The sequence below is a fragment of the Pseudomonas sichuanensis genome (assembly GCF_024749065.1).
Classification (GTDB): Bacteria; Pseudomonadota; Gammaproteobacteria; order Pseudomonadales; family Pseudomonadaceae; genus Aquipseudomonas; species Aquipseudomonas sichuanensis.
In genome coordinates this window covers 1415134-1436403 of the sequence record NZ_CP087185.1, presented here as the reverse complement: position 1 = coordinate 1436403, position 21270 = coordinate 1415134, and the positions used below count along the sequence as shown (strand labels likewise).

The following is a 21270-nucleotide window of genomic DNA, read 5'->3' as shown; positions in this document are numbered from 1 at the left end:
CGACTCAGGCCGGACTCACGCTGGCAGCGGGGCTATCAGCCGCAAAGAAGCGCTGCGCAAGCCCCGGTGTCTTGAAGCGTGCTTCGTAGGCCTGGGCGTCGAACACCAGCCCCGTGCGCAGATCGTAGAGGGTCCCCGAGGCAGGTTTGGGGATCTGTTGCAGGGTCACATGGATAAAGCGGTAATGTTCACCGTAAACCTGCTCCAGCTTGACGATTCGAAAGTAGCGCCCCGGCAGGAACAGTGTCTCGCTTTCATCCCAGTAAAGGGAAAACGCGCTGATCGGCGTGCCGTCCTGGTACCAACCGGCCGGCAACTCGAACACCACCGAACTGTCGTCGAACAATCCCGGCAGGTTCCCCGGCGCGCTCACGGCCGATCGCGATGCGAACTCGGCAACCATGAAGGGGTTCTCGGTGAATGAGGTCAGGTCGGTATTGACCAGCACATCCCCTACCCTGATCTGGCCGTTTCGATAATTCCCTCCACCCGTGCCGCGCGAGGCATTGCCTCCGCGGTAGAGGCTGGCCCCGTTGTTTCTGGGCAAGCGCTCGAGACTGTCGGCAAGCGCCTGGATGTAGTCGTCCTCGTCCCCATAGCGATAGCTACCCGAACGGAACACATCATTCACCCTGGATTCGTCGCTGGTGTAGTACTCGATCAGGGAGTTGTAGAATTCGCGGCCCGAGCGATACGAGTAACGCGTCTGGCCCTCGACCCGCACACAATCCAGGCCTCGCTCGTCCAGATCAGGGGCTTGGCCGGGGGCCAGCCGTGGTACTTCGCTGGTATCAAGCAATGCTTTATGGCGACGCAACACCTGGGCGGCAACCAGCTTGCTCCGCGTTTCTTCGATGACCATGTGGCTGTCCCAGAAGCGCGAGGTGACGCTGGGCATGCCATCCACGGCAGGCGGCGCTCCGCCAGCCAGCTTCGGCGGCACCAGCAGCTCCCAATCCCCGGCGGCGCTCAGGCGCACCGGATACAGCGGGCTGAAAGCGAAGGGGTTATGAGCAGGTACGATCTGCCAGACGTGCAGGTCGTGGTTGTAGCGCACGCGATAGGACAGGCCATCGAGTTCGATCCAGCAACCGCCATCGGTTGTGACCCTGATACCGCGCAAACGCCCGTCGCTGACCAAATCGCCACTGACGATTTGATTGGATTCGAGGTGTTCCATCGGCTGCGGGGCGGCCTGTGCCACCTGCCAGCGATTCAGATCGATATCCGCCTCGCCGACAGATGATTCATAGGTCAGCGACGCATAACTCGATTGGAACCCCAGATCGACCATGTTCAATGCCGCGAATACCGAGTCGAGCATGGCGTTGCGCAGCGCCGCCTTGCGGCTCTGCTCGTCCGCCGCATGCAGGGACGCATCGACGTCCAGACCCAGCTTGGCGAGACTGGCGCCCAGCAACATCAGGGTCATGGGCCAACCTAGGGGGGCGAAGCCACCGAACACCTTGATGAACGCCGCGAGATAACCGCTCCACATCGCCTTGCGCAACTCGGCGTTGCCGATGATCGCCGACGCGTTGTCACTCATCTCGGTTGTGGCCTGGTTAGCCAGGTGGCTGAAGATATCGGAGCTGACGGTTCGCTTCATGAAGCCGAGCAGGTGCAGGGCCGCCTGATCGCTCGCGCTGCTGGCGATACTCTGCAGGTGAGTCCTGACCGCCTGGGCGCGTGACGGGTCACGCGCGTCGGTATGGGCCGCCAGCACATGGTGAGCCAAGGTGTCGCGGTCCTGCAGCTGCGTACGCAACCAACCTGCCATGGCCAATTCCGAAGCAAAGCCGATGAGCGCTTGCGAGGCCCATGGACGGTAAAGCAGGGTGCGACCGCTGGCCACCGTAAAACTGTAGAGGCAGCCGCGGTCGCCCTGGTCAAGCACATAGCGGTTGACGGAAAAGGTGTGTGTGGTGCTGTCCTGCTCGAGTTTGGCCAGCGTCGGCAGCTCGCCATCGGCCAGGTCGTCAGCGGCCATCGCACGCAACAACGCCCAGTCGCTACGGTTGATGCGTCCTGCTCTCAACGCGCTGGCCCCCTGCCCCAGCACATTCACCTTCGCCAGTGCGCGAAAGTGCCCGGAATAGTTGGCCCAGAAACGCGTGACTGCATCGCGATAGGCCACCGCGAAGTCCAGTGCCCACAAATCCTGCTGGACCTTGCTGCCCAGCATCGCCACTTCATTACGCTCATCGAAGTGGCTGGCGTGTGGCCCTTGGCGATAAAAGCCGCCATAAAGATCAAGCTCGTCCGGTGCGTCCTGAAACCGAGCATCGAAACGATTGATCAGCAACTCGACCAGGTGCATCGATTTGCGTGGCGGCCCGCTGTGCCGCCACCCCGTGAAGCTGTGGCTGCTGCTGGTGGCCCCGTCAAACTGGTGCCACCAGACGAAACGCGGATCGATGGCCTTCCCCGTATGCTTGAGCAGAATGCGCTGCGCATGCTGGCTCGCCAGTACGTACGGGTCGGGATACTCGCGAATCACCTCGTCCACCAGGCGAACCAACGGCCGCCCCGCCTCCACCGCGTCGAGGCTCTGTTCCACGCGCTCCTTGATACTGCTGCTCATAACCCCGCTCCTTGATGTCGTGATCGAACACGCATCCTGGCTGGGCGATGAACCTCGGGGGCGGTAGGTATGTACCTGCGCACTTGTGCCCGAGTTACCCACGATGCCGGGCACAAGTGGCTAGACGCGCCGAAGCGCGTCAGTCAGGGAAGAATCGGTTAGCCAGCTCCGCGCTACCCAGCCGAGCAGCGTAGGCGGCCTTGTCGAATAGCTCGCCGGTACGCAGCTCATAGACCTCGCCGCTGGCCGGTCTCGGCACCTCGCTGAGCCTGACACTGACGAAATGGTAATCGCCACCGCGGATTTCCTTGAGCGCCTCGACGCGGAAATACGAACCAGGCAGGAACAGGGTTTCCGCCTCGTTCGGATGGCTGGAGAACGGACTGATGGGGGTGCCGTGCTGATAGCTGCCGGCAGGCAGCTCGAACACCACCGAGCTGTCGTCGAAAACGCCTTCCACCCCGCTGCCCGCCAACAGATCGTTGTCGGCGGCGAACAGGCGCACGATGTAGGGGTTTTCGGTGAAGGAAGTCAGGTCGGTGTTGACCAGCACATCGCCCACCTTGAACTGCCCACTGCGAAAATGCGTACCACTGGTACTGCGTGTGCCATGGCCTCCGCGATACAGCGGCACGTCGTTGTTGTGCGGTAGCTTCCCCAGGTCATCGGCGAGGTTGTCGAGGTACTCGACTTCGTCGCCGTAATCGAACTCGCGCTCGCCTTCGCGCAGGAACCGATTGATCTTGGCACCGTCTTCTTCCGTGTACATGAAGATCCGGTGATTGCGGTACTCCCCGTCATGGCGGTAGGTGTAAACGTGCTCGCCTTCTCTGTCGATGAAGTCAAATCCATCTTCGTCCACCAGCGGCTCCTGCTCGTCATCCAGCACATCGATTGCCCGCCCCTGCAACAGAGCTCGCTGGCGCGCTCGCGCGGCATTCGACAGGGTCTGGCTGCGGTCCAGGTGGGTGTGCATGTACTCATCCCAGAACGCCGAGGGCTCGCTGGCCAAGCCATCGGTCGGCGCCCCACCCAACAGGCGTGGCGGCACCAGCAACTGCCACTCGCCCGCAGCGTCCATCCGCACCGGGCGCAAGGGTCCGAAAGCGTAAGGGTTTTCCGGAGGTACTATCAGCCAGGACGACAGCTCCGGGCTGAAGCGCACCCGGTAGGGCAATCCTTCCAACTCGATCCAGCAACTGCCGTCCGTGCCGAGCCGAATCCCCTGCAAGCGGTCGCTACCCATTGGCTTGCTGTCAAGCAGCTCGTTGGCCTCATCCCCCGCCAGGCTCGACGTGGGGGCCTGCTCGACCTCCCATTCGGCCAGCGATGCGTCCAATTCATGGAACGGCGCCTGGTAGGTCAGGGACGCCAGGCTGCTGCCAAAACTCACATCCACCATGTTCAAGGCGCCGAAGATCGAATCGAGGATGGCCGTACGCATCGCCGCCTTGCGTTCCTGGGCATTGCGGGCGTGCAAGGCGCCGTCGACCTCCAGGCCGACCTTTGCCAGGGTGGCGCCGAGCAGCACCAGCGACACCGGCCAACCCAACGGCACGAAACCGCCGAACACTTTCAGGAAAGCCCCCAGATAACCCCGCCACAGGGCCTTGCGCAGTTGGCTGTTGTCCACCAGGCGGGCGGCGGTGTGCTGCATTTCCTGCCGGGCATGCTCCACCAGAGCGTCGAGAAGGTGCCCGACAGGGCTGCGCTGCTGCTTGAGCACAGCCAACGCGGCCGCATCGCTCGGACTTTCGCCCAGCGCTTGCAGGGCCTGCTGCACCGCTTGCGCAGCCTCGAGGTCTTGCGGGTCGGCAATCAACGCCTGCTGGAACGCTCCCCGACCCTGAGCCGTGGCCAGGTGCTCGCGCAGCCAGCCTGCCATGCCCTGCAGGTTGTCGAAGCCTCGCAGCGCCTGTTCGGCCCAGGGGCAGTACAACAGGACCCTGGTACCGGGCCCCTGGATTGCATAGATCGCCGCCCCACTGGCGACACCAAGCCCATAGCCGCTTGCACGCAGCTCGACACTCGACTGTTCACGCAGTTGCGCCAGCGAGGGCGCTCGCTCCCCGGCCGACAGCCCCGGCACCACATGAGCGCGCAACTGCGCCGCGTCCGCGCTGTCGATATACCCGCCCCGTTCGGCACGGGCACACTGGCCCAGCAGGTTGACCTTGGCCAGGAGCCTGAAGTCATCTTGGTACGCGGCCCAGAATGCCGATATCTGGCGCCGGTATAACTGGGCGAAATCCAAGGCCCAGAAGTCCTGCTGGACATCGCGGGCCAACATTGGCACCTCGTTGCGCTCATCGTAGGTGTGCGCATGAGGCCCCTGGCGATAGAAGCCGCCATAGAGATCGAGCGAGTCAGTAGCTTCCTGGAAGCCGGGGTCGAAGCGCTCGACCATCAATTCGGTGAAGCGCAGGGACTTGGCGGGCGGACTGCTGTGCGCCCATCCCGTAAAGCTGCGATGGCTGGAGCTGGCACGACTGAATTGATGCCACCAGACCTGCCGAGGGTCCCAGTCCTTGCCGGTATGCTTGCGCAGGATGACCGACGCCTGGGTCACGGCCAGCTGGTATGGATCGGGATAAGCGCTCAGGACCTTGTCGGCCAGACGGGCCAACTCGCGCCCGGTGCCCAATACCTGCAGGTTGCGCTGCAACATGCTTTCGATGCCGCTCATGACATGCTCCTTTCGATGAAGAAGCACGCATCCTTTACCAGCCGCCACGACCATTCGCGGTATATAAAGCGGCCCTCGCCAAGCCTGTGCGTTGAACCGCCCTGCGCCCGCCTCACCCGGAATTCAGGTGGGTAATGAAACGCGCAGGCGCCGGTGCGTTATCGCCGCCTTTCTAACAGAGCGCGTTGATTGGACAGCAGGACTCGTGGAACCGCAAACCGCGAGGTGGCGTATTGGTTGCGGACGATGTGGGCAACCTAGACTGGCGCATCAACAAGGCGCCCTGAGGGGCCCACGGCCAGACGGGTGGCCCGCCGCGCTCAGGGATTCTGCGCCAGATGCCCAGGTGGCAACACGCGCTTGGCCTGCAGATAGGCCTTGGCCCAGTAACTGCTGGAGAGATAGTCCAGGCGCACCGTGCCGCCGGTAGACGGCGCATGGACGAAACGCCCTTCGCCGACATAGATACCGGCATGACTGACCTGTGCCCCGCCATTGGTGGCAAAGAACACAAGGTCGCCGGACTGCAAGGCATTGATGTCCACGCTTGGCGCACGCATGACGATCATGTCGCGCGTGGTGCGTGGCAGGCTGATGCCCGCGGCATCACGGTATACGTAGCCGATCAGGCCGCTGCAATCGAACCCCGAATCAGGGGTGTTGCCGCCCCAACGATAGGGCGTGCCGACCAGGCCGATCGCGCGGAACAGCACATCCTCCGCCGCAGGCGATGCCGCCGGTTGCTGGCTGAAGACCATGGGCTGCTTGACCGGCGCCGGGGCAGGTGCACGGCTGGAGCAGGCAGCAAGCAATGCCGCCAGGGAAAGAAATGCGAAGCGCGCCAACATCGCCATGATGCGAACGTCCTGTCAGACAAGCCCCGGCCACGGCCGAAGATGAAAATAGGTGAGAAATTAGATTAGACGCTTTCTGTAAATGCGCACGGCGGCGAGCTTTTCAGCTACGCCGCCGCGGCAGGGTACAGCATTTTGATATCAAATCAATTGCGCGAAATGGTGGTCGGTGCCATGGCCAGCGCGCGCTTGGCTTCGATGAAGGTCTTGCTCCAGTAGCGATCGCCAAGGCTGTCGATGCGCACACCACCGCTGCGGCGGCTGCTGGAGTGGATGAACTGGTTGTCGCCCAGGTAGATGCCGGCGTGGCTGACGCGGCCGCGACCATTGGTGCTGAAGAACAGCAGGTCGCCTGGCTTGAGCTTGTTGCGCGCGACTTTGGGGGCGTCGACGTTGATCATCTCGCGGGTCGAGCGCGGCAGGTTCATGCCGGCCTCTTCGCGGAACAGATAACCAATGAAGCCGCTGCAGTCGAAGCCTTGTTCGGTGGTGCCGCCAAAGCGGTAACGGGTACCGATCAGCGCCATGCCACGCTCGAGGATGCTGTCGGCCAGCACCGGGAGCTGATAGGGCTTGCTGCTGGAAAAGGCATTCAGGTCATCGTCGCTGGCCAGCTCTTCCTCGGTGAATACGGAAGAAGCGGAAGCCTTGGCCTTGAGCGATTGCTCGGCGACCGGGCGATGATCCTGGGATTGAGTGGTCGGGCCATGAGCGGCGCAACCAAACAGGAAGGTGGCAAGTGCAAGTGGCACGAGGGGTGCGAAGCGCTTCAGCATGGGCACGACCGTGTCTGTAGTCCTTTAGAAGGGGGAAACTATGCCTTCTATCAGAACCATTTGCAAATTTTATCGAAAAACATGTGACTTTTCTGTTTTGCCGCTCTGGCCCCGTGTTTTCAGGGGGTCACCAACCCAGGGTTTCCTTGAGGAACGGGATGGTCAGCTTGCGTTGCGCCTGCAGCGAAGCTTGGTCAAGGCGTTCGAGCAGGTCGAACAGCGCACTCATGCTGCGTGTGCCACGGGTGAGGATGAAGTGGCCGACTTCGTCGGTCAGGTGCAGGCCGCGCCGCGAGGCACGCAGCTGCAGGGCGCGCAGCTTGTCCTCGTCGGACATGCCGCGCATCTGGAAAATCAGGGCCAGGGTCAGCCGCGACTTGAGGTCCGCCAGTTTGATCGGCAGTTCGCGGGGCGAGCTGGAGGCGGCCAGCAGCAGCCGTCGGCCACTGTCGCGCAGGCGGTTGAACAGGTGGAACATGGCCTCTTCCCAGTCCGCCTTGCCGGCGATCACGTGCAGGTCATCGATGCACACCAGTTCGTATTGCTCGAGGTGGTCAAGCAACTCGACGCCGCGCTCCAGCAGTTGCGCCAGCGGCAGGTAGACGGCGGGCTCGCCGCGCTGCTGGAAACGCTGGGTAGCGGCTTGCAGCAGGTGGGTACGGCCAACGCCCTGCTTGCCCCACAGGTAGATGAGGCTCTCGGTCCAGCCGGCGTCGGCTTCGCATAGCCGCTCGACGTAGCCCAATGCCGCGGCATTGGCGCCCGGATAGTAGTTGATGAAGGTGGCGTCATCACGGAGACGCACACCCAGGGGCAACTGGATCGGTTTCATGCTCGCGGGCGGTCGCGGGGACCACAGGGGGCCTTTGGTGAAGAGTGTGCAAAGTCTATACCCGCAACGCGGGCGGCACAATCCGGCAGGGGAAGAGCACAAGTAAAATCAAGCAGTTGCGATGTTCACGAGCCCCTGTGGGAGCGGGTTTTCCCGCGAAGATGACACCTCGGTGCCTGGCACGGGCTATGCCCGTATTCGCGGGTGAACCCGCTCCCACAGGTATCGCGCTAACTTGAAGCAGCATCGTACCTGTGGGAGCTGGCTTGCCAGCGATGAGGCCAGCACTGACAACATAAGACAGTAGCTCCCACAGGTATCGCGCAGCTGACGCGGTCACTTACAGGTCCGGATCGATCGCCTCGCCATACATGCCCGACTCCTTGTAGAGGTCATGCACATGCCGCAACAGCACCATGATCACCGCCGCCACCGGTAGCGCCAGCAGCACACCGGTGAAGCCGAACAGCTCACCACCGGCGAGGATGGCGAAGATCACCGCCACCGGATGCAGGCCGATGCGGTCGCCCACCAGCATGGGCGTCAGTACCATGCCTTCCAGCGCCTGGCCGACCATGAACACCGCGACAATCCCCAACATCGGATACAAATCGCCGCTGAACTGGAACAACCCGGCCACCAGGGCCGCGCCGATGCCGATGATGAAGCCCATGTACGGGACGATTGCCGCCAACCCCGCCAGCATGCCGATCAGCAGGCCCAGTTCCAGGCCCACCAGCATCAGCCCGGTGGAATAGATGACGCCCAGGGCGAGCATCACCAGCAACTGGCCACGCACGAACGCCCCCAGCACTTCATGGCACTCACCGGCCAACCCCACCACCTGCTCTTCGCGCTGGCGCGGCAACAGGCTGCGCAGCTTGGCCATCATCAGGTCCCAGTCGCGCAACAGGTAGAACCCCACCACCGGGATCAGCACCAGGTTGGCCAGCCAGCCGATCAGGGCCAGGCTCGACGCGGTGGCCTGGGACAGCAGTACACCGACGATGTCGGTGGTCTGGCCCATGTGCGCGCCGATGGCGGCCTTGATCTTGTCGAACTTCCAGAAGCCATCGGCCAGGCCCAGGCGGCTTTGCACCCAAGGCAGGGCCACATGCTGCAGCCAGTCGAGCATCTGCGGCGCCAGCTCGTACAAGCGCACCAGCTGCTTGGCCAACATGGGGATCAGCACCAGCAGCAGGGCCATGAACAGCAGGGTGAACAAGCTGAAGACCACCACCACGCCCCAGGTCCGCGACAGCCCGGCCCGTTCGAGGCGGTCGACCAGCGGGTCGGCCAGGTAGGCCAGCAGAATCCCCACTAGGAAGGGGGAAAGAATGTTGTGCAGCAGGTACAGCAGCACGGCGATCAGCAAGGCGGCGCCCAGCCCGATCCAACGACGCATATCAATCATGTCCAAGCCCCCTTACCAGCGAAAACGCAAGCCATCGAACGGCTTGGCTGCAGTGGTAGGGGGTGTCGCGCCCGGCTCGCCCTGGGGCGCAGGTGCCGGCGTGGCCTCGGCAGGCAACTCCTGCAACTTGGCCAGGCCCAGTTGCGCCCGCAGCTGCTCACGGTTGCCGGTGACACCGTAGGTCAGGGTGGCGCCATCGGCCATCTGCAAACGGGCGCCGTAAGGTTCGAGCACGCGGCTCAGTTCGGCATAGCGCTGCAAGTTCATGCCCTGCACTTGCACCTGCAGGTCACTGCTGGCGCCGGGGCGGGTCACATAGCGCGGCGCCAGGCGGTTGCTCACGGCCAGCAGCACGGCATCGGCCAGGGCGGCCTGGTCGGCACCTTCGGCGTTGCCCTGCTCACGCTGGTCGCCCAGCCACAGTTGCCACTTGCCTTGCCACTTGCCGTCGGCCTCATGGGCATGCACCGCCAGCAAGGCATTGGCGCCGTAACGCTCGGACGCCTCGCGCAGCGGCGCAGGGTCATTGCCCTCGAGCTGTTTGGCGTTGGCCACCAGTTGCTCCTGCAGGTCGGCCAGCGGCAGGCGCAGCGGCAAGCCACGGTGCTGGGCGGCACGGCGCAGCGGTTCGGCGGCGGCCTGGCCATCGCCGACCAGGTTGCTGCCCTCGACACTGTCGTAGAGCCACCAGCCGATGATCGACGGCCGGTTGTTGCCCCACAACGCCAGGCCCGCCTGGCGCAGCGCGCGTTCAGTACTGCCGGGGTCGAACTCGACCAGCAGCGCCTCGGGGGGCCCGGCCTCGGTGCCGACCTGATTGATGATTTGCTGGGGATCCTTGCGCAGGGCTGCCAAGGCCGGGCTCTGCGCCGCCTTGGGGTCGCCGGTCAGGCGCAGCACCAAGGTGTCCAGGGCCTTGCTGGTAGCCTGGGCGCGGGCATCGGCGCCCTGCCCTTCGACAGGTTCGCGGACCTGATACAGCCCGGTGACGGTTTCGGCCTGCGCCGCAGCGCCGACCAGCACCAGGCACCCGGCCGCGATGTAATTGAAAAGACGCATTGAGGATTCCTGTCCAGATGACCACGAGCGACGAGCCCGGACCTGCCGGTTGTGACCGCGCAACGCAGAGAAATGCTCCGCTGCCGCGGCCCATTGAGCTCGTCACGATGCCTATACCTTATACAGGCACCGCCGCGGCAACCAGTCGCGCACCGTGAAAGCGCTTTTTTGCCCAGATTTCCGGCCTGCCCGTCGGCCTGAGGATGGCCGCTTCGGGGCAACCCTGATAAAATCGCGCGCCTTCGCAGACCAGTGACGTACAGGCAGCCGCCGCTTTTGAAGCCGGCCTTGGCCGTCCCGGTCGTTTTCCAAGAATCCCTCCCTCTTAAAGGCCTGGATCAATGAGCAAGCAACCCTCCCTGAGCTACAAGGACGCCGGTGTAGACATCGACGCCGGCGAAGCACTGGTCGAACGCATCAAGGGCGTCGCCAAGCGCACCGCACGCCCTGAAGTCATGGGTGGCCTGGGCGGCTTCGGCGCCCTCTGCGAGATCCCGGCCGGCTACAAACAGCCGGTACTGGTCTCCGGCACCGACGGTGTCGGCACCAAGCTGCGCTTGGCACTGAACCTGAACAAGCACGACAGCATCGGCCAGGACCTGGTCGCCATGTGCGTCAACGACCTGGTGGTGTGCGGCGCCGAGCCGCTGTTCTTCCTCGACTACTACGCCACTGGCAAGCTCAATGTCGACGTGGCCGCCACCGTGGTTACCGGCATCGGCGCCGGTTGCGAACTGGCCGGCTGCTCGCTGGTCGGTGGTGAAACCGCCGAAATGCCAGGCATGTACGAAGGCGAAGACTACGACCTGGCCGGCTTCTGCGTCGGCGTGGTGGAAAAAGCCGAGATCATCGACGGCTCTAAAGTCGCCACCGGCGACGCCCTGCTCGCCCTGCCGTCCTCCGGCCCGCACTCCAACGGCTACTCGCTGATCCGCAAGATCCTCGAAGTGTCCGGTACCGACATCGAAAACACCCAGCTCGACGGCAAACCGCTGACCGACCTGCTGATGGCGCCGACCCGCATCTACGTCAAGCCGCTGCTGCAACTGATCAAGAACACCGGCGCGGTCAAGGCCATGGCCCACATCACCGGCGGCGGCCTGCTGGACAACATCCCGCGCGTACTGCCGAAAAACGCCCAGGCCGTGGTCGATGTGGCCAGCTGGCAGCGCCCGGCGGTGTTCGACTTCCTGCAGGCAAAAGGCAACGTCGACGAGCACGAGATGCACCGCGTACTGAACTGCGGCGTCGGCATGGTCATCTGTGTCGCCCAGGATCAGGTCGAAGCCGCCCTGAACGAACTGCGCGCCGCCGGTGAGCAGCCTTGGGTGATCGGCCACATCGCCGAAGCCGCCGAAGGCGCCGCTCAGGTCGAGCTGCAGAACCTCAAGGCACACTGATGCCGAGCAAGACCTGCAACGTCGTGGTATTGCTGTCGGGCTCCGGCAGCAACCTGCAAGCGCTGATCGACAACACCAGCGCCAATGACAGCCCGGTACGCATCCGCGCGGTGATTTCCAACCGCGCCGATGCCTACGGCCTGGAACGTGCCAAGGCAGCCGGTATCGACACCGCGCTGCTCGAGCACCAGGGTTTCGACGGCCGCGAAGCCTTCGATGCGGCGCTGATGGCGCTGATCGACGGCTTCGAGCCCGACCTGGTGGTACTGGCCGGCTTCATGCGCATTCTCAGTGGCGGCTTTGTACGCCACTACCAGGGCCGCCTGCTCAACATACATCCGTCACTGTTGCCCAAGTATAAAGGCCTGCACACCCACCGGCGTGCGCTGGAGGCTGGCGATGCCGAGCACGGCTGCAGCGTGCACTTCGTCACCGAGGAACTCGACGGCGGGCCTTTGGTCGTACAGGCTGTGGTTCCGGTTGCAACGGACGACACCGAGCAGTCGCTCGCCCAGCGCGTGCACCTGCAGGAACACCAGATCTACCCGCTGGCGGTGCGCTGGTTCGGCGAAGGGCGCTTGCGTCTGGGCGAACAGGGTGCATTACTGGATGGCCAGCCGCTGGCGGCCAGCGGTCACTTGATTCGATCCTAGGAGAATTTATGCGTCGCGCCCTGCTCTTGGCTCTCGCCGTGCTCGCCCTGCCCCTCCAGGCAGCTGATCTGAAGCCTTTCGCGGCCAGCTACACGGCTGACTGGAAGCAACTGCCCATGAGCGGCACTGCCGAGCGCAGCCTGGTGAAGAACGCCAACGGTACCTGGGACCTTAATTTCAAGGCTTCCATGATGATCGCCAGCCTCACCGAGCAAAGCACCCTCAAGCTCGACAACGACACCCTGCTGCCGCAGAAGTACCACTTCGAGCGCGGCGGCCTGGGCAAGGCGAAAAAAGTCGACCTCAGCTTCGACTGGAACGGCAAGAAGGTCACCGGCAGCGACCGTGGCGACGCGATCAACCTGCCGCTCAACCGCGGCGTGCTGGACAAGTCGTCCTACCAATTGGCGCTGCAGCATGACGTGGCCGCCGGCAAGAAGAGCATGACCTACCAGGTAGTCGACGGTGACGAGATCGACACCTACGACTTCCGCGTGCTGGGCACCGAGAAGGTGGCGACCAAGGCCGGCCAGGTCGATGCGATCAAGGTCGAGCGCGTACGCGACCCGAGCCAGAGCAAGCGCATCACCGAGCTGTGGTTCGCCAAGAACTGGGACTACCTGCTAGTGCAACTGCGCCAGGTCGAGACCGACGGCAAGGAGTACGTGATCGTGCTGCAGGACGGCACGGTCGATGGCAAGGCGGTCAAGGGCAACTGATCGCTGCCCCAGTAGCACCGGAAGCCCCGCCTTGTGCGGGGCTTCTTTTTGCCTGGGCGTTTCACGTGACTTCATCGCGGGGCAAGCCCGCTCCCACGCGCCATGTGGTTCCCATGGGAGCGGCGGTGCGCCGATGCGACTTGCCCCGCGATGAGGTCATTGGATGAAACTTGTTTCATCGCCGTTTAATTTACTTAGCCTGCTAACAAATTCTATAAAGAAGGCCTGCGACACAGTGCCGCAGCCCATCAAGCAGTGGAGTTTGACGATGACAGTTCAAGTAACCGAACGCGACGAATCGAAAATGTCCCACGAAGGCCTGGCCGCTGGCGTGCGGATCTGGGACGTGCACCAACAGGGCCAACTGGTCGGCATGTTCCACGAAGAACACCTGGCCCAGCAGTACCGCAGCGAACTGGAAATCCTGGAAAACCAGCGCACCACCCAGTGACACCGCCTTCAAACAAAAAAACCGCCTAGGCTAATGCCGGTCAGTTAAGCCAATTGGGGCCGCTTTGCGGCCCTTCGCGGGTAAACCCGCTCCCACAGGTTTCGCGCCAGTTTCAAGCATTGCGCAATCCTGTGGGAGCGGGTTGACCCGCGAAGGGCTACAAAACAGCCCCATGAGTGTCGATGAAAGGTTAACTGACTGACATTACCGCCTAGGCGGGGTTTTACATGCTTACCACATCAGATCGTCAGGGATCTTGTAAGCGGCGTACGGGTCGTCCTCGTCCGCCTCTTCGACATGGGTGTTGAGCAGCAGGATACGCTGCGGGTCGCGCTCCTGGATCTTCACTGCCGCTTCACGCGGGATCACTTCGTAGCCGCCGGCATGGCCGACGATCGCCAGCGCACCATTGCTCAACTTGCTGCGCATCAGGGCGTTGACGGCGATGCGCTTGACCTTCTTGTCATCGACGAAGTTGAAATAGTCCTCGGTGGTGAGCTTGGGCAGGCGGGTGGCCTCGATCAACTGCTTGATCTGCGCGGCGCGGGCTTTCTGCTCGGCCTTTTCCTGGACCTGGCGGTTCAGCTCCTGGTCTTTCCTGGCCTTTTCGGCCAGGGCTTCCTTGGCCAGGCGTTGCTGGCTGTCGTCCACCTCGACCTGGCCTTTGTGCTCCAGGCGCTTCTGTTTTTTCTCAGCCTTGTTGGTCTGGGAAACCTGTTTCTGGTTGACCAGGCCGGCTTTGAGCAACTGGTCGCGAAGGGAAAGGCTCATGGGTGTCTTTACTCACTTATGCATCGGCTCAGCCACAGCTGGGCAGGTTCTTTTCCTGACGCTTGGCCTCGCCCCATAGGGCGTCCAGCTCGTCGAGGGTACGATCTTGGATGTTCAGGCCCTGCTCGCGCAATGCCTGTTCGATAAAACGGAAACGCCGCTCGAATTTGCGGTTGGCGCGGCGCAGGGCGTTTTCCGGGTCGTGCTTGAGGTGCCGGGCCAGGTTGACGGTGGCGAACAGCAGGTCGCCCAGTTCGTCCTCCAGCGCATCGCTGTCACCATCGGCCATCGCCTGCAGCACTTCGTCGAGCTCTTCGCGCACCTTGTCCAGCACCGGCAGCGCGTCGGGCCAGTCGAAGCCGACCGTGGCCGCGCGCTTTTGCAGCTTGGCGGCGCGGGACAGTGCCGGCAGTGCGGCCGGCACATCGTCGAGCAGCGACAATTGCTCGGGCTCGCTATTTTCGGCACGTTCTTCGGCCTTGATCTCTTCCCAGCGCGACTTGACCTGGGCCTCGCTCAACGAGGGCGTATCGACCGGAGCATAGAGCTCGCCGGTGGGGAACACATGGGGGTGGCGACGAACCAGCTTGCGGGTAATCGAGTCGACCACGCCGGAGAACTCGAAACGCCCTTCTTCTCGCGCCAGCTGGCTGTAGTAGACCACCTGGAACAGCAGGTCGCCCAGCTCACCCTGCAGGTGGGCGAAATCACCCCGCTCGATGGTATCGGCGACTTCGTAGGCTTCTTCGATGGTGTGCTGGACGATGCTGGCGTAGTCCTGCTTGAGGTCCCACGGGCAGCCATATTGCGGGTCGCGCAGGCGGGCCATGAGGTGCAGCAGGTCGTCGAGGGTGTAGGTCATGAATGCAGGTCCTTCGGCGGCGCCTGCTTCGCGGGTAAACCCGCTCCCACAGAGGTTTGCGACCTACCTGTAGGAGCGGGTTTACCCGCGAAGAAGCCACCTCGTTCTCAAGGGGTACGGTTACGCCGCGTCTCGATGATGTTCGGCAACTGCGAGATCCTGCCGAGCAGGCGCCCGAGGGCATCCAGGCCGGGGATCTCGATGGTCAGCGACATCAAGGCGGTGTTGTCTTCCTTGTTCGAGCGGGTGTTGACCGCCAGCACGTTGATCTTCTCGTTGAGCAGCACCTGCGACACGTCGCGCAGCAGCCCCGGGCGGTCGTAGGCACGGATGACGATGTCGACCGGGTAGGTCTGCACCGGGATCGGCCCCCAGCTGACCTGGATGATCCGCTCCGGCTCCTTGCCCGCCAGTTGCAGCACCGAGGCGCAGTCCTGGCGGTGAATGCTCACGCCGCGGCCCTGGGTGATGTAACCGACGATGGCATCGCCCGGCAGCGGCTGGCAGCAGCCGGCCATCTGCGTGAGCAGGTTGCCGACGCCCTGGATCTGGATGTCGTTGCGCTTGCCCGCGCGAATGCCCCGAGCCTGGCGCGGCACCAGTTCTACCTGCTCGATGCGCTCGGGCTCGAGCAACTGCTGGGCGGCGTTGACCATGTGCGCCAGGCGCAGGTCGCCGGCACCGAGGGCGGCGAACATGTCTTCGGCGGTCTTGACGTTGGCCTTCTCGGCGAGGCGCTCGAAGTCCACCTGCGGCAGCCCCAGGCGGCTAAGCTCGCGCTCGATCAGGGTCTTGCCGGCAGCGACGTTCTGGTCGCGCGCCTGCAGCTTGAACCAGTGGACGATCTTCGCCCGAGCCCGCGAGGTGGTCACGTAACCGAGGTTGGAGTTCAGCCAGTCACGGCTCGGATTGCCGTGCTTGCTGGTGATGATCTCCACCTGCTCGCCGGTCTGCAGGCTGTAGTTGAGCGGCACGATGCGCCCGTTGATCTTGGCGCCCCGGCAGTTGTGGCCGATCTCGGTGTGCACGCGGTAGGCGAAGTCCAGCGGCGTGGCGCCCTTGGGCAGGTCGATGGCATGGCCGTCGGGGGTGAACACATAGACCCGGTCCGGCTCGATATCGACCCGCAGCTGTTCGGCCAGGCCGCCGATGTCACCCAGTTCTTCATGCCATTCGAGCACCTGGCGCAGCCAGGAAATCTTCTCTTCGTAGTGGTTGGAGCTGGGCTTGACGTCAGTGCCCTTGTAGCGCCAGTGGGCGCACACCCCAAGCTCGGCCTCTTCGTGCATGGCGTGGGTGCGGATCTGCACTTCCAGCACCTTGCCCTCGGGACCGATCACCGCGGTGTGCAACGAGCGGTAGCCGTTTTCCTTGGGGTTGGCGATATAGTCGTCGAACTCCTTGGGGATGTGCCGCCACAGGGTGTGCACGATGCCCAGCGCGGTGTAGCAGTCGCGCACTTCCGGCACCAGCACGCGTACCGCACGCACGTCGTAGATCTGGCTGAACTCCAGGCCCTTGCGCTGCATCTTGCGCCAGATCGAATAGATGTGTTTCGCCCGGCCACTGATGTCGGCGTTGACGCCGGTGGCCAGCAGCTCGTTCTGCAGTTGGTTCATCACGTCGCTGATGAAGCGCTCGCGGTCCAGCCGGCGCTCGTGCAGGAGCTTGGCGATCTGCTTGTACTGGTCAGGCTCGAGGTAGCGGAACGAAAGGTCTTCCAGTTCCCACTTGATATGGCCGATGCCCAGGCGGTGGGCCAGCGGTGCATAGATATCGAACACCTCGCGGGCCACCCGCAGGCGCTTTTCATCGTCGGCGGACTTCACCGCACGAATGGCGCAGGTGCGTTCGGCGAGCTTGATCAGCGCCACCCGCACATCGTCGACCATGGCCACCAGCATCTTGCGCAGGTTCTCGACCTGCGCCTGCGAGCCCAGCACCAGCGACTGGCGCGGGCTGAGGCTGGCACTGATGGCCGCCATGCGCAGCACGCCGTCGATCAGCTTGGACACCACCGGGCCGAAACGCTGGCCAACTTCGGCCACCGTCACCTTGCCTTCGCGCACCGAGCGATAGATGACCGCAGCCATCAGCGAATCCTGGTCGAGCTTGAGGTCGGCGAGGATTTCGGCGATCTCCAGGCCCGCCTGGAAACTGGAGGTGCCATCGGCCCAGGAATGCTTGGCCGGGTTGCCCTTTTTCTCGATTTCCTGGGCGAACTCACAGGCCTCTTTGAGCGCCGCGCGATCGAGCTGCGAATCGACGCTCACCACATGATCGAGCCATGCTTCGAGATTGATACTGCCGTCGTTGTTGACCGGCTGGTGCACTCTCACCTGTACCATCTTTGCTTTACCTTTCCATACAGCGCACCACGCGGGTGCGCTGGTTATCACCTGTGCCGCCCTCGTTCCTTGAGGGCCGCACCAGAAGACCAGGCTCGCTAGCCCACTTCGAATAACGCCATGGCCTCGACATGCGCCGTCTGAGGAAACATGTCGAGAATCCCGGCCCTTTTTAACCGGTACCCCTGCCCGACCAGCACCTGCGCGTCTCGCGCCAGCGTGGCCGGGTTGCACGATACGTAGACCAGCCGTTTCGCGCCGAGCCGAGCGATGCCTTGCACCACCTCGTAAGCCCCGTCGCGCGGTGGATCCAAGAGTACCGCAGAAAAGCCCTCGGCGACCCATCCGGCGCCCGCCAAAGGCTGCGATAAATCGGCCTGAAAAAATCGTGCGTTATGCACATTGTTGCTGCGGGCATTGGCCTCGGCGCGCTCGACCATGGCCTGCACACCTTCGACTGCCACCACTTCCCGCGCCTGCCGGGCCAACGGCAAGGCGAAGTTGCCCAGGCCACAGAACAGGTCCAGCACCCGCTCATCCGCCTGCGGCGCCAGCCAGGCCAGGGCCTGCTGGATCATCAGGGTGTTGACCTGGGCATTGACCTGCACGAAGTCGCCTGGCCGCCAGGCCAGTTGCAACGCCCAAGGATCCAGGGCAAAACCCAGCTCATTTGCGTCATCCACCGGTGCCGGGTCGCCTTCGCCCTGCAGCCACAACTGGGCGCCGGCCTCGCGGCAGAATGCCTCGAGGCGCGCCAGGTCTTCAGCAGGAAGGGCCGCCACATGGCGCACCAGTACCGCTTCGGCACTGCCGCTGAACAGCTCCACATGCCCCAGTGCCTGCGGCTTGCTCAAGCTGCGCAGTACGGTCGGCAAGTGGCGGAAAATCGATTGCAAGGGTTGTACCAGTACCGGGCACTCGTCGATGGCGACGATGTCCTGGCTGGCCTCGGCACGAAAGCCCACGTCCAGTTGACGGGCCTTGGCGTCCCAGCGTACGGCCACCCGCGCCCGGCGTCGATAGCCGAACTCAGGCCCGCTCAGGGGCGCGGCCCACTCCTCCGGCTGGATGCCGGCGACACGCTGCAACTGCTCGGCGAGGGTACGCTGCTTGAGCGCCAGCTGGCCGTCATGGGGCAGGTGCTGCAGGCTGCAGCCACCGCAGCGCTGGTAATGTTTGCACGGCGCCTGGCGACGCTCGGGGCTGGCCTGGAACACACGCTCAAGGCGCGCCTCGACTACCTTGCCGCGGGCCGCGAGCACCCGCGCTTCAACCTCTTCGCCGCCCAGCGCACCGCTGACGAACCAGGTGCGCCCCTCGACGAAGGCGATGCCGCGACCATCACCGGCCAGGCGCTCGATCTGCAGGCGCTGCTTCTTGCCCACGGGCACCTGGGTGCTACGGTCACCGCCGGCCGGCTGGAAGCGCAGGCCGCTGTTGCTTTTCTTTCTGGACATCAGTTGGTATCGAACAGGCCGGTGGAAAGGTAACGGTCGCCGCGGTCGCAGATGATGGCAACCATCACCGCGTTCTCGACTTCACGGGACAGGCGCAGCATGGCCGCAACCGCACCGCCGGAAGACACGCCACAGAAGATGCCCTCTTCGCGGGCAAGGCGGCGGGTGGTCTCTTCGGCCTCCTGCTGCGACATGTCGACCACGCGGTCGACCCGGGTGGCGTCGAAGATCTTCGGCAGGTATTCCTGGGGCCAGCGGCGGATGCCGGGGATGGCCGAACCTTCCATCGGTTGCAGGCCGATGATCTGCACCGCCGGGTTCTGTTCCTTCAGGTACTGCGAGCAGCCCATGATGGTACCGGTGGTGCCCATGGAACTGACGAAATGGGTGATGGTGCCCTGGGTCTGTTGCCAGATCTCCGGCCCGGTGCTGTTGTAGTGGGCAATCGGGTTGTCGCCGTTGGCGAACTGGTCGAGCACCAGGCCACGGCCTTCTGCCTGCAGCTTTTCAGCCAGGTCGCGCGCGCCTTCCATGCCCTCTTCCTTGGTCACCAGGATCAACTCGGCGCCATAGGCGGTCATGGCCGCCTTGCGTTCGGCGGTGGAGTTGTCCGGCATGATCAGGATCATCTTGTAACCCTTGATCGCCGCGGCCATGGCCAGGGCGATCCCGGTGTTGCCGGAGGTCGCTTCGATAAGGGTGTCGCCGGGCTTGATCTGATTGCGCAGCTCGGCGCGGGTGATCATCGACAACGCCGGGCGGTCCTTGACCGAACCTGCCGGGTTGTTGCCTTCGAGCTTGAGCAAAAGCGTGTTGCTGGTAGCCCCGGCGATGCGCTGCAGGCGAACCAGAGGCGTGTTGCCGACGCAATCGGCGATGGTTGGGTACTGCAGGGTCATGGGCGTTATCGCAATCCGGACGGCAGGGGCGCCTATCATACCGGCAAACCCCGCGCGGCCATATCACGCAATTGTCGGACGCTATAGCTGTCAGCTATAAGCCTGGTAGCGAGCCCGAGGCATCGCACTTCGTGGCAGCAGGCTTACCCCGCGATGAATCGCAATCACCCGCCGCCAGGCGCATGCAAACCCTCAGCCCACGCTCGCCGTTCTCCGCCCACACCCTGCCGCCCTGACGCCGAATGGCACTGCGGGCAATGCTCAGCCCCAAGCCGAAACCACCATCCCCCGGCCGCGAACCGTCGAGCCGCGAGAACGGCGCGAAGATCCGCTCCAGGTCCTCCTCGGCCACGCCCCCGCCCTCGTCTTCGAGGTCTATGCGCCAGTAGCCGCCTTCGCGTTTTCCACTCAGGCGCACCTGGCCGTCGATCGGTGAATGACGAATGGCATTGCGCAGGATGTTCTCCAGCGCCTGGGCCAGGTGGTTGAGATTGCCCTGCACCCAGCAGTCGAGCGGCACGGCACAGACCAGGCGCTGCGGCGCCCAGCCACTTTCGTAGCAGGCATTTTCGCTGAGCATGTCCCACAACACCGGCAACTGGATCGGCTCCAGGTTCATCGGAGCACGCTCGGCATCCTGCCAGGCCAGTTGCAGGGTGTCCTCGACCAGTTGCTGCATGCCGTCCACCTCGCGGTGCACGCGCTCGCGCAGGCGCTGCAGGTCGGTTTCGCCATCACAGGCCACGCGCAAACGGCTCAACGGGGTGCGCATCTCATGGGAGAGGTCGCGCAACAGCTGCTGCTGCAACACCACGGTACCCTGCAGGCGCTCGGCCATCTGGTCGAAGGCCCGGGCCAGTTCGCCCAGTTCGTCACGGCGCTGGATGGTGCGCGAGTCGAGCCGCGTGGTGAGCTGGTCGGCACGCCAGGCGCGGGCCTGCTCGCGCAATTGATTGAGCGGCACGATCAGCATGCGGTACAGGCCAACGCACAACAGCAGGGTGAATAACCCAGGAATGATTCCGTTGGTGATCACCCGCCAGAAAAGGCGGTACTGGCCCGGGTTGAAGCGCTCGGGCAACTCGATCACCAGCGAGCCCTGGTCCGGGTCTTCAAGAAACGGTATACGCAGCCAGGGCTGGCCGATGCTTCGTCGGCTCATGGGCCAGTCGACCCCGCGCAAACGGGTCAAGCGCTGAACTTCGGCGCTGCCCAGGCTGAAGCTACCCAGCGGCCGGAGGTCTCCGTCGAGTACGCCCACCCAACCCTTTTCGCGCGAGTGCATAGCCTCCAGCCAACGATCCACCCCCTCCCGCCCACCTTCTTCCCAGGCTTGTTCGGCTTCAGCGGCATAGCCGCGCAATACCTGGCGGGCCGGCTCGGAGAGGAAAGCGTTCTGGGTTTCCATGTGCCGGCCCCAGGTGTAACTCAGGCCGATCATCAACAGGCAGAACCCCACCAGCAGGATGGCCAGCTTCCAGAACAGCGAATGACGATCGAGCACG

17 protein-coding genes are annotated in these 21270 nt (G+C 63.8%); 4 read left to right on the top strand and 13 right to left on the bottom strand.

Features of this window, described 5'->3' with window-relative positions:
- Positions 1-4: 4 nt before the first annotated feature.
- The 7 genes from LOY51_RS06665 to LOY51_RS06635 all read right to left on the bottom strand — a co-directional run bounded on the left by LOY51_RS06665 (position 5) and on the right by LOY51_RS06635 (position 10205).
- The gene (locus LOY51_RS06665) at positions 5-2584 is read right to left on the bottom strand and encodes a dermonecrotic toxin domain-containing protein (RefSeq protein ID WP_258645314.1); all 2580 of its coding nucleotides are present in this window, start codon (positions 2582-2584) and stop codon (positions 5-7) included.
- Between the two features lie 139 nt (positions 2585-2723).
- Positions 2724-5270, bottom strand: a complete 2547-nt coding sequence (locus tag LOY51_RS06660) for a dermonecrotic toxin domain-containing protein (RefSeq protein ID WP_258645313.1) — start codon at positions 5268-5270, stop codon at positions 2724-2726.
- A gap of 320 nt (positions 5271-5590) precedes the next feature.
- Entirely contained in the window at positions 5591-6124 is a 534-nt protein-coding gene (locus LOY51_RS06655) for a C40 family peptidase (RefSeq protein WP_125462987.1), read from the bottom strand.
- Positions 6125-6270: 146 nt separating this feature from the next.
- The gene (locus tag LOY51_RS06650; RefSeq protein WP_125857724.1) at positions 6271-6900 is read right to left on the bottom strand and encodes a C40 family peptidase; all 630 of its coding nucleotides are present in this window, start codon (positions 6898-6900) and stop codon (positions 6271-6273) included.
- Positions 6901-7027: 127 nt separating this feature from the next.
- Positions 7028-7732 (bottom strand): DnaA regulatory inactivator Hda, encoded by a 705-nt coding sequence (hda, locus tag LOY51_RS06645; protein WP_110993035.1) that lies wholly within the window; start codon positions 7730-7732, stop codon positions 7028-7030.
- A gap of 340 nt (positions 7733-8072) precedes the next feature.
- Positions 8073-9146 carry an AI-2E family transporter gene (locus LOY51_RS06640; RefSeq protein ID WP_125857722.1) on the bottom strand — a complete coding sequence of 358 codons (1074 nt, stop codon included), beginning with the start codon at positions 9144-9146 and terminating at the stop codon, positions 8073-8075.
- 12 nt (positions 9147-9158) lie between these two features.
- Positions 9159-10205, bottom strand: coding sequence for a DUF2066 domain-containing protein (locus LOY51_RS06635; protein ID WP_125462984.1), 1047 nt, complete (start codon positions 10203-10205; stop codon positions 9159-9161).
- A gap of 341 nt (positions 10206-10546) precedes the next feature.
- On the opposite strand from LOY51_RS06635, the gene purM reads away from it, so the two are divergent.
- The 4 genes from purM (at position 10547) to LOY51_RS06615 (ending at position 13428) form a co-directional block, all read left to right on the top strand.
- Positions 10547-11605 carry a phosphoribosylformylglycinamidine cyclo-ligase gene (purM, locus tag LOY51_RS06630; RefSeq protein WP_125857721.1) on the top strand — a complete coding sequence of 353 codons (1059 nt, stop codon included), beginning with the start codon at positions 10547-10549 and terminating at the stop codon, positions 11603-11605.
- Complete coding sequence (gene purN / locus LOY51_RS06625; protein WP_258645308.1) at positions 11605-12258, top strand: phosphoribosylglycinamide formyltransferase; 654 nt, start codon at positions 11605-11607, stop codon at positions 12256-12258. The genes purM and purN overlap by 1 nt, the downstream gene beginning before the upstream one ends.
- A gap of 8 nt (positions 12259-12266) precedes the next feature.
- Positions 12267-12977 (top strand): DUF3108 domain-containing protein, encoded by a 711-nt coding sequence (locus LOY51_RS06620; RefSeq protein ID WP_125462983.1) that lies wholly within the window; start codon positions 12267-12269, stop codon positions 12975-12977.
- 268 nt (positions 12978-13245) lie between these two features.
- The gene (locus LOY51_RS06615; protein WP_125857720.1) at positions 13246-13428 is read left to right on the top strand and encodes a hypothetical protein; all 183 of its coding nucleotides are present in this window, start codon (positions 13246-13248) and stop codon (positions 13426-13428) included.
- Positions 13429-13659: 231 nt separating this feature from the next.
- Here the strand turns inward: LOY51_RS06615 and LOY51_RS06610 are convergent, their stop codons facing one another.
- The 6 genes from LOY51_RS06610 to LOY51_RS06585 all read right to left on the bottom strand — a co-directional run bounded on the left by LOY51_RS06610 (position 13660) and on the right by LOY51_RS06585 (position 21269).
- On the bottom strand, positions 13660-14199 hold the full coding sequence (locus LOY51_RS06610; protein ID WP_125462981.1) for a DUF2058 domain-containing protein: 540 nt from the start codon (positions 14197-14199) through the stop codon (positions 13660-13662).
- A 28-nt stretch (positions 14200-14227) separates the two neighbouring features.
- Positions 14228-15061, bottom strand: a complete 834-nt coding sequence (gene mazG / locus LOY51_RS06605; protein ID WP_125462980.1) for a nucleoside triphosphate pyrophosphohydrolase — start codon at positions 15059-15061, stop codon at positions 14228-14230.
- A gap of 107 nt (positions 15062-15168) precedes the next feature.
- Entirely contained in the window at positions 15169-17409 is a 2241-nt protein-coding gene (relA, locus tag LOY51_RS06600) for a GTP diphosphokinase (protein WP_110993026.1), read from the bottom strand.
- Between the two features lie 98 nt (positions 17410-17507).
- A complete protein-coding gene (gene rlmD, locus LOY51_RS06595; RefSeq protein WP_125857719.1) occupies positions 17508-18866 on the bottom strand; it encodes a 23S rRNA (uracil(1939)-C(5))-methyltransferase RlmD in 1359 nt (452 codons plus the stop codon).
- Complete coding sequence (gene cysM, locus LOY51_RS06590) at positions 18866-19765, bottom strand: cysteine synthase CysM (RefSeq protein ID WP_110993024.1); 900 nt, start codon at positions 19763-19765, stop codon at positions 18866-18868. Before cysM ends, rlmD begins: the two co-directional genes overlap by 1 nt.
- 94 nt (positions 19766-19859) lie before the next feature.
- The gene (locus tag LOY51_RS06585; RefSeq protein WP_258645304.1) at positions 19860-21269 is read right to left on the bottom strand and encodes a HAMP domain-containing sensor histidine kinase; all 1410 of its coding nucleotides are present in this window, start codon (positions 21267-21269) and stop codon (positions 19860-19862) included.
- Position 21270 lies beyond the last annotated feature (1 nt).

What these genes read in the sequence shown, in the direction of transcription:
- LOY51_RS06655 (WP_125462987.1), bottom strand. Translation starts at nt 6,124, where the DNA reads ATGGCGATGTTGGCGCGCTTCGCATTTCTTTCCCTGGCGGCATTGCTT.
- cysM (WP_110993024.1), bottom strand. Translation starts at nt 19,765, where the DNA reads ATGACCCTGCAGTACCCAACCATCGCCGATTGCGTCGGCAACACGCCT.
- LOY51_RS06650 (WP_125857724.1), bottom strand. Translation starts at nt 6,900, where the DNA reads ATGCTGAAGCGCTTCGCACCCCTCGTGCCACTTGCACTTGCCACCTTC.
- mazG (WP_125462980.1), bottom strand. Translation starts at nt 15,061, where the DNA reads ATGACCTACACCCTCGACGACCTGCTGCACCTCATGGCCCGCCTGCGC.
- purN (WP_258645308.1), top strand. Translation starts at nt 11,605, where the DNA reads ATGCCGAGCAAGACCTGCAACGTCGTGGTATTGCTGTCGGGCTCCGGC.
- hda (WP_110993035.1), bottom strand. Translation starts at nt 7,732, where the DNA reads ATGAAACCGATCCAGTTGCCCCTGGGTGTGCGTCTCCGTGATGACGCC.
- LOY51_RS06665 (WP_258645314.1), bottom strand. Translation starts at nt 2,584, where the DNA reads ATGAGCAGCAGTATCAAGGAGCGCGTGGAACAGAGCCTCGACGCGGTG.
- LOY51_RS06615 (WP_125857720.1), top strand. Translation starts at nt 13,246, where the DNA reads ATGACAGTTCAAGTAACCGAACGCGACGAATCGAAAATGTCCCACGAA.
- LOY51_RS06610 (WP_125462981.1), bottom strand. Translation starts at nt 14,199, where the DNA reads ATGAGCCTTTCCCTTCGCGACCAGTTGCTCAAAGCCGGCCTGGTCAAC.
- LOY51_RS06635 (WP_125462984.1), bottom strand. Translation starts at nt 10,205, where the DNA reads ATGCGTCTTTTCAATTACATCGCGGCCGGGTGCCTGGTGCTGGTCGGC.
- relA (WP_110993026.1), bottom strand. Translation starts at nt 17,409, where the DNA reads ATGGTACAGGTGAGAGTGCACCAGCCGGTCAACAACGACGGCAGTATC.
- LOY51_RS06620 (WP_125462983.1), top strand. Translation starts at nt 12,267, where the DNA reads ATGCGTCGCGCCCTGCTCTTGGCTCTCGCCGTGCTCGCCCTGCCCCTC.
- purM (WP_125857721.1), top strand. Translation starts at nt 10,547, where the DNA reads ATGAGCAAGCAACCCTCCCTGAGCTACAAGGACGCCGGTGTAGACATC.
- LOY51_RS06640 (WP_125857722.1), bottom strand. Translation starts at nt 9,146, where the DNA reads ATGATTGATATGCGTCGTTGGATCGGGCTGGGCGCCGCCTTGCTGATC.
- LOY51_RS06660 (WP_258645313.1), bottom strand. Translation starts at nt 5,270, where the DNA reads ATGAGCGGCATCGAAAGCATGTTGCAGCGCAACCTGCAGGTATTGGGC.
- rlmD (WP_125857719.1), bottom strand. Translation starts at nt 18,866, where the DNA reads ATGTCCAGAAAGAAAAGCAACAGCGGCCTGCGCTTCCAGCCGGCCGGC.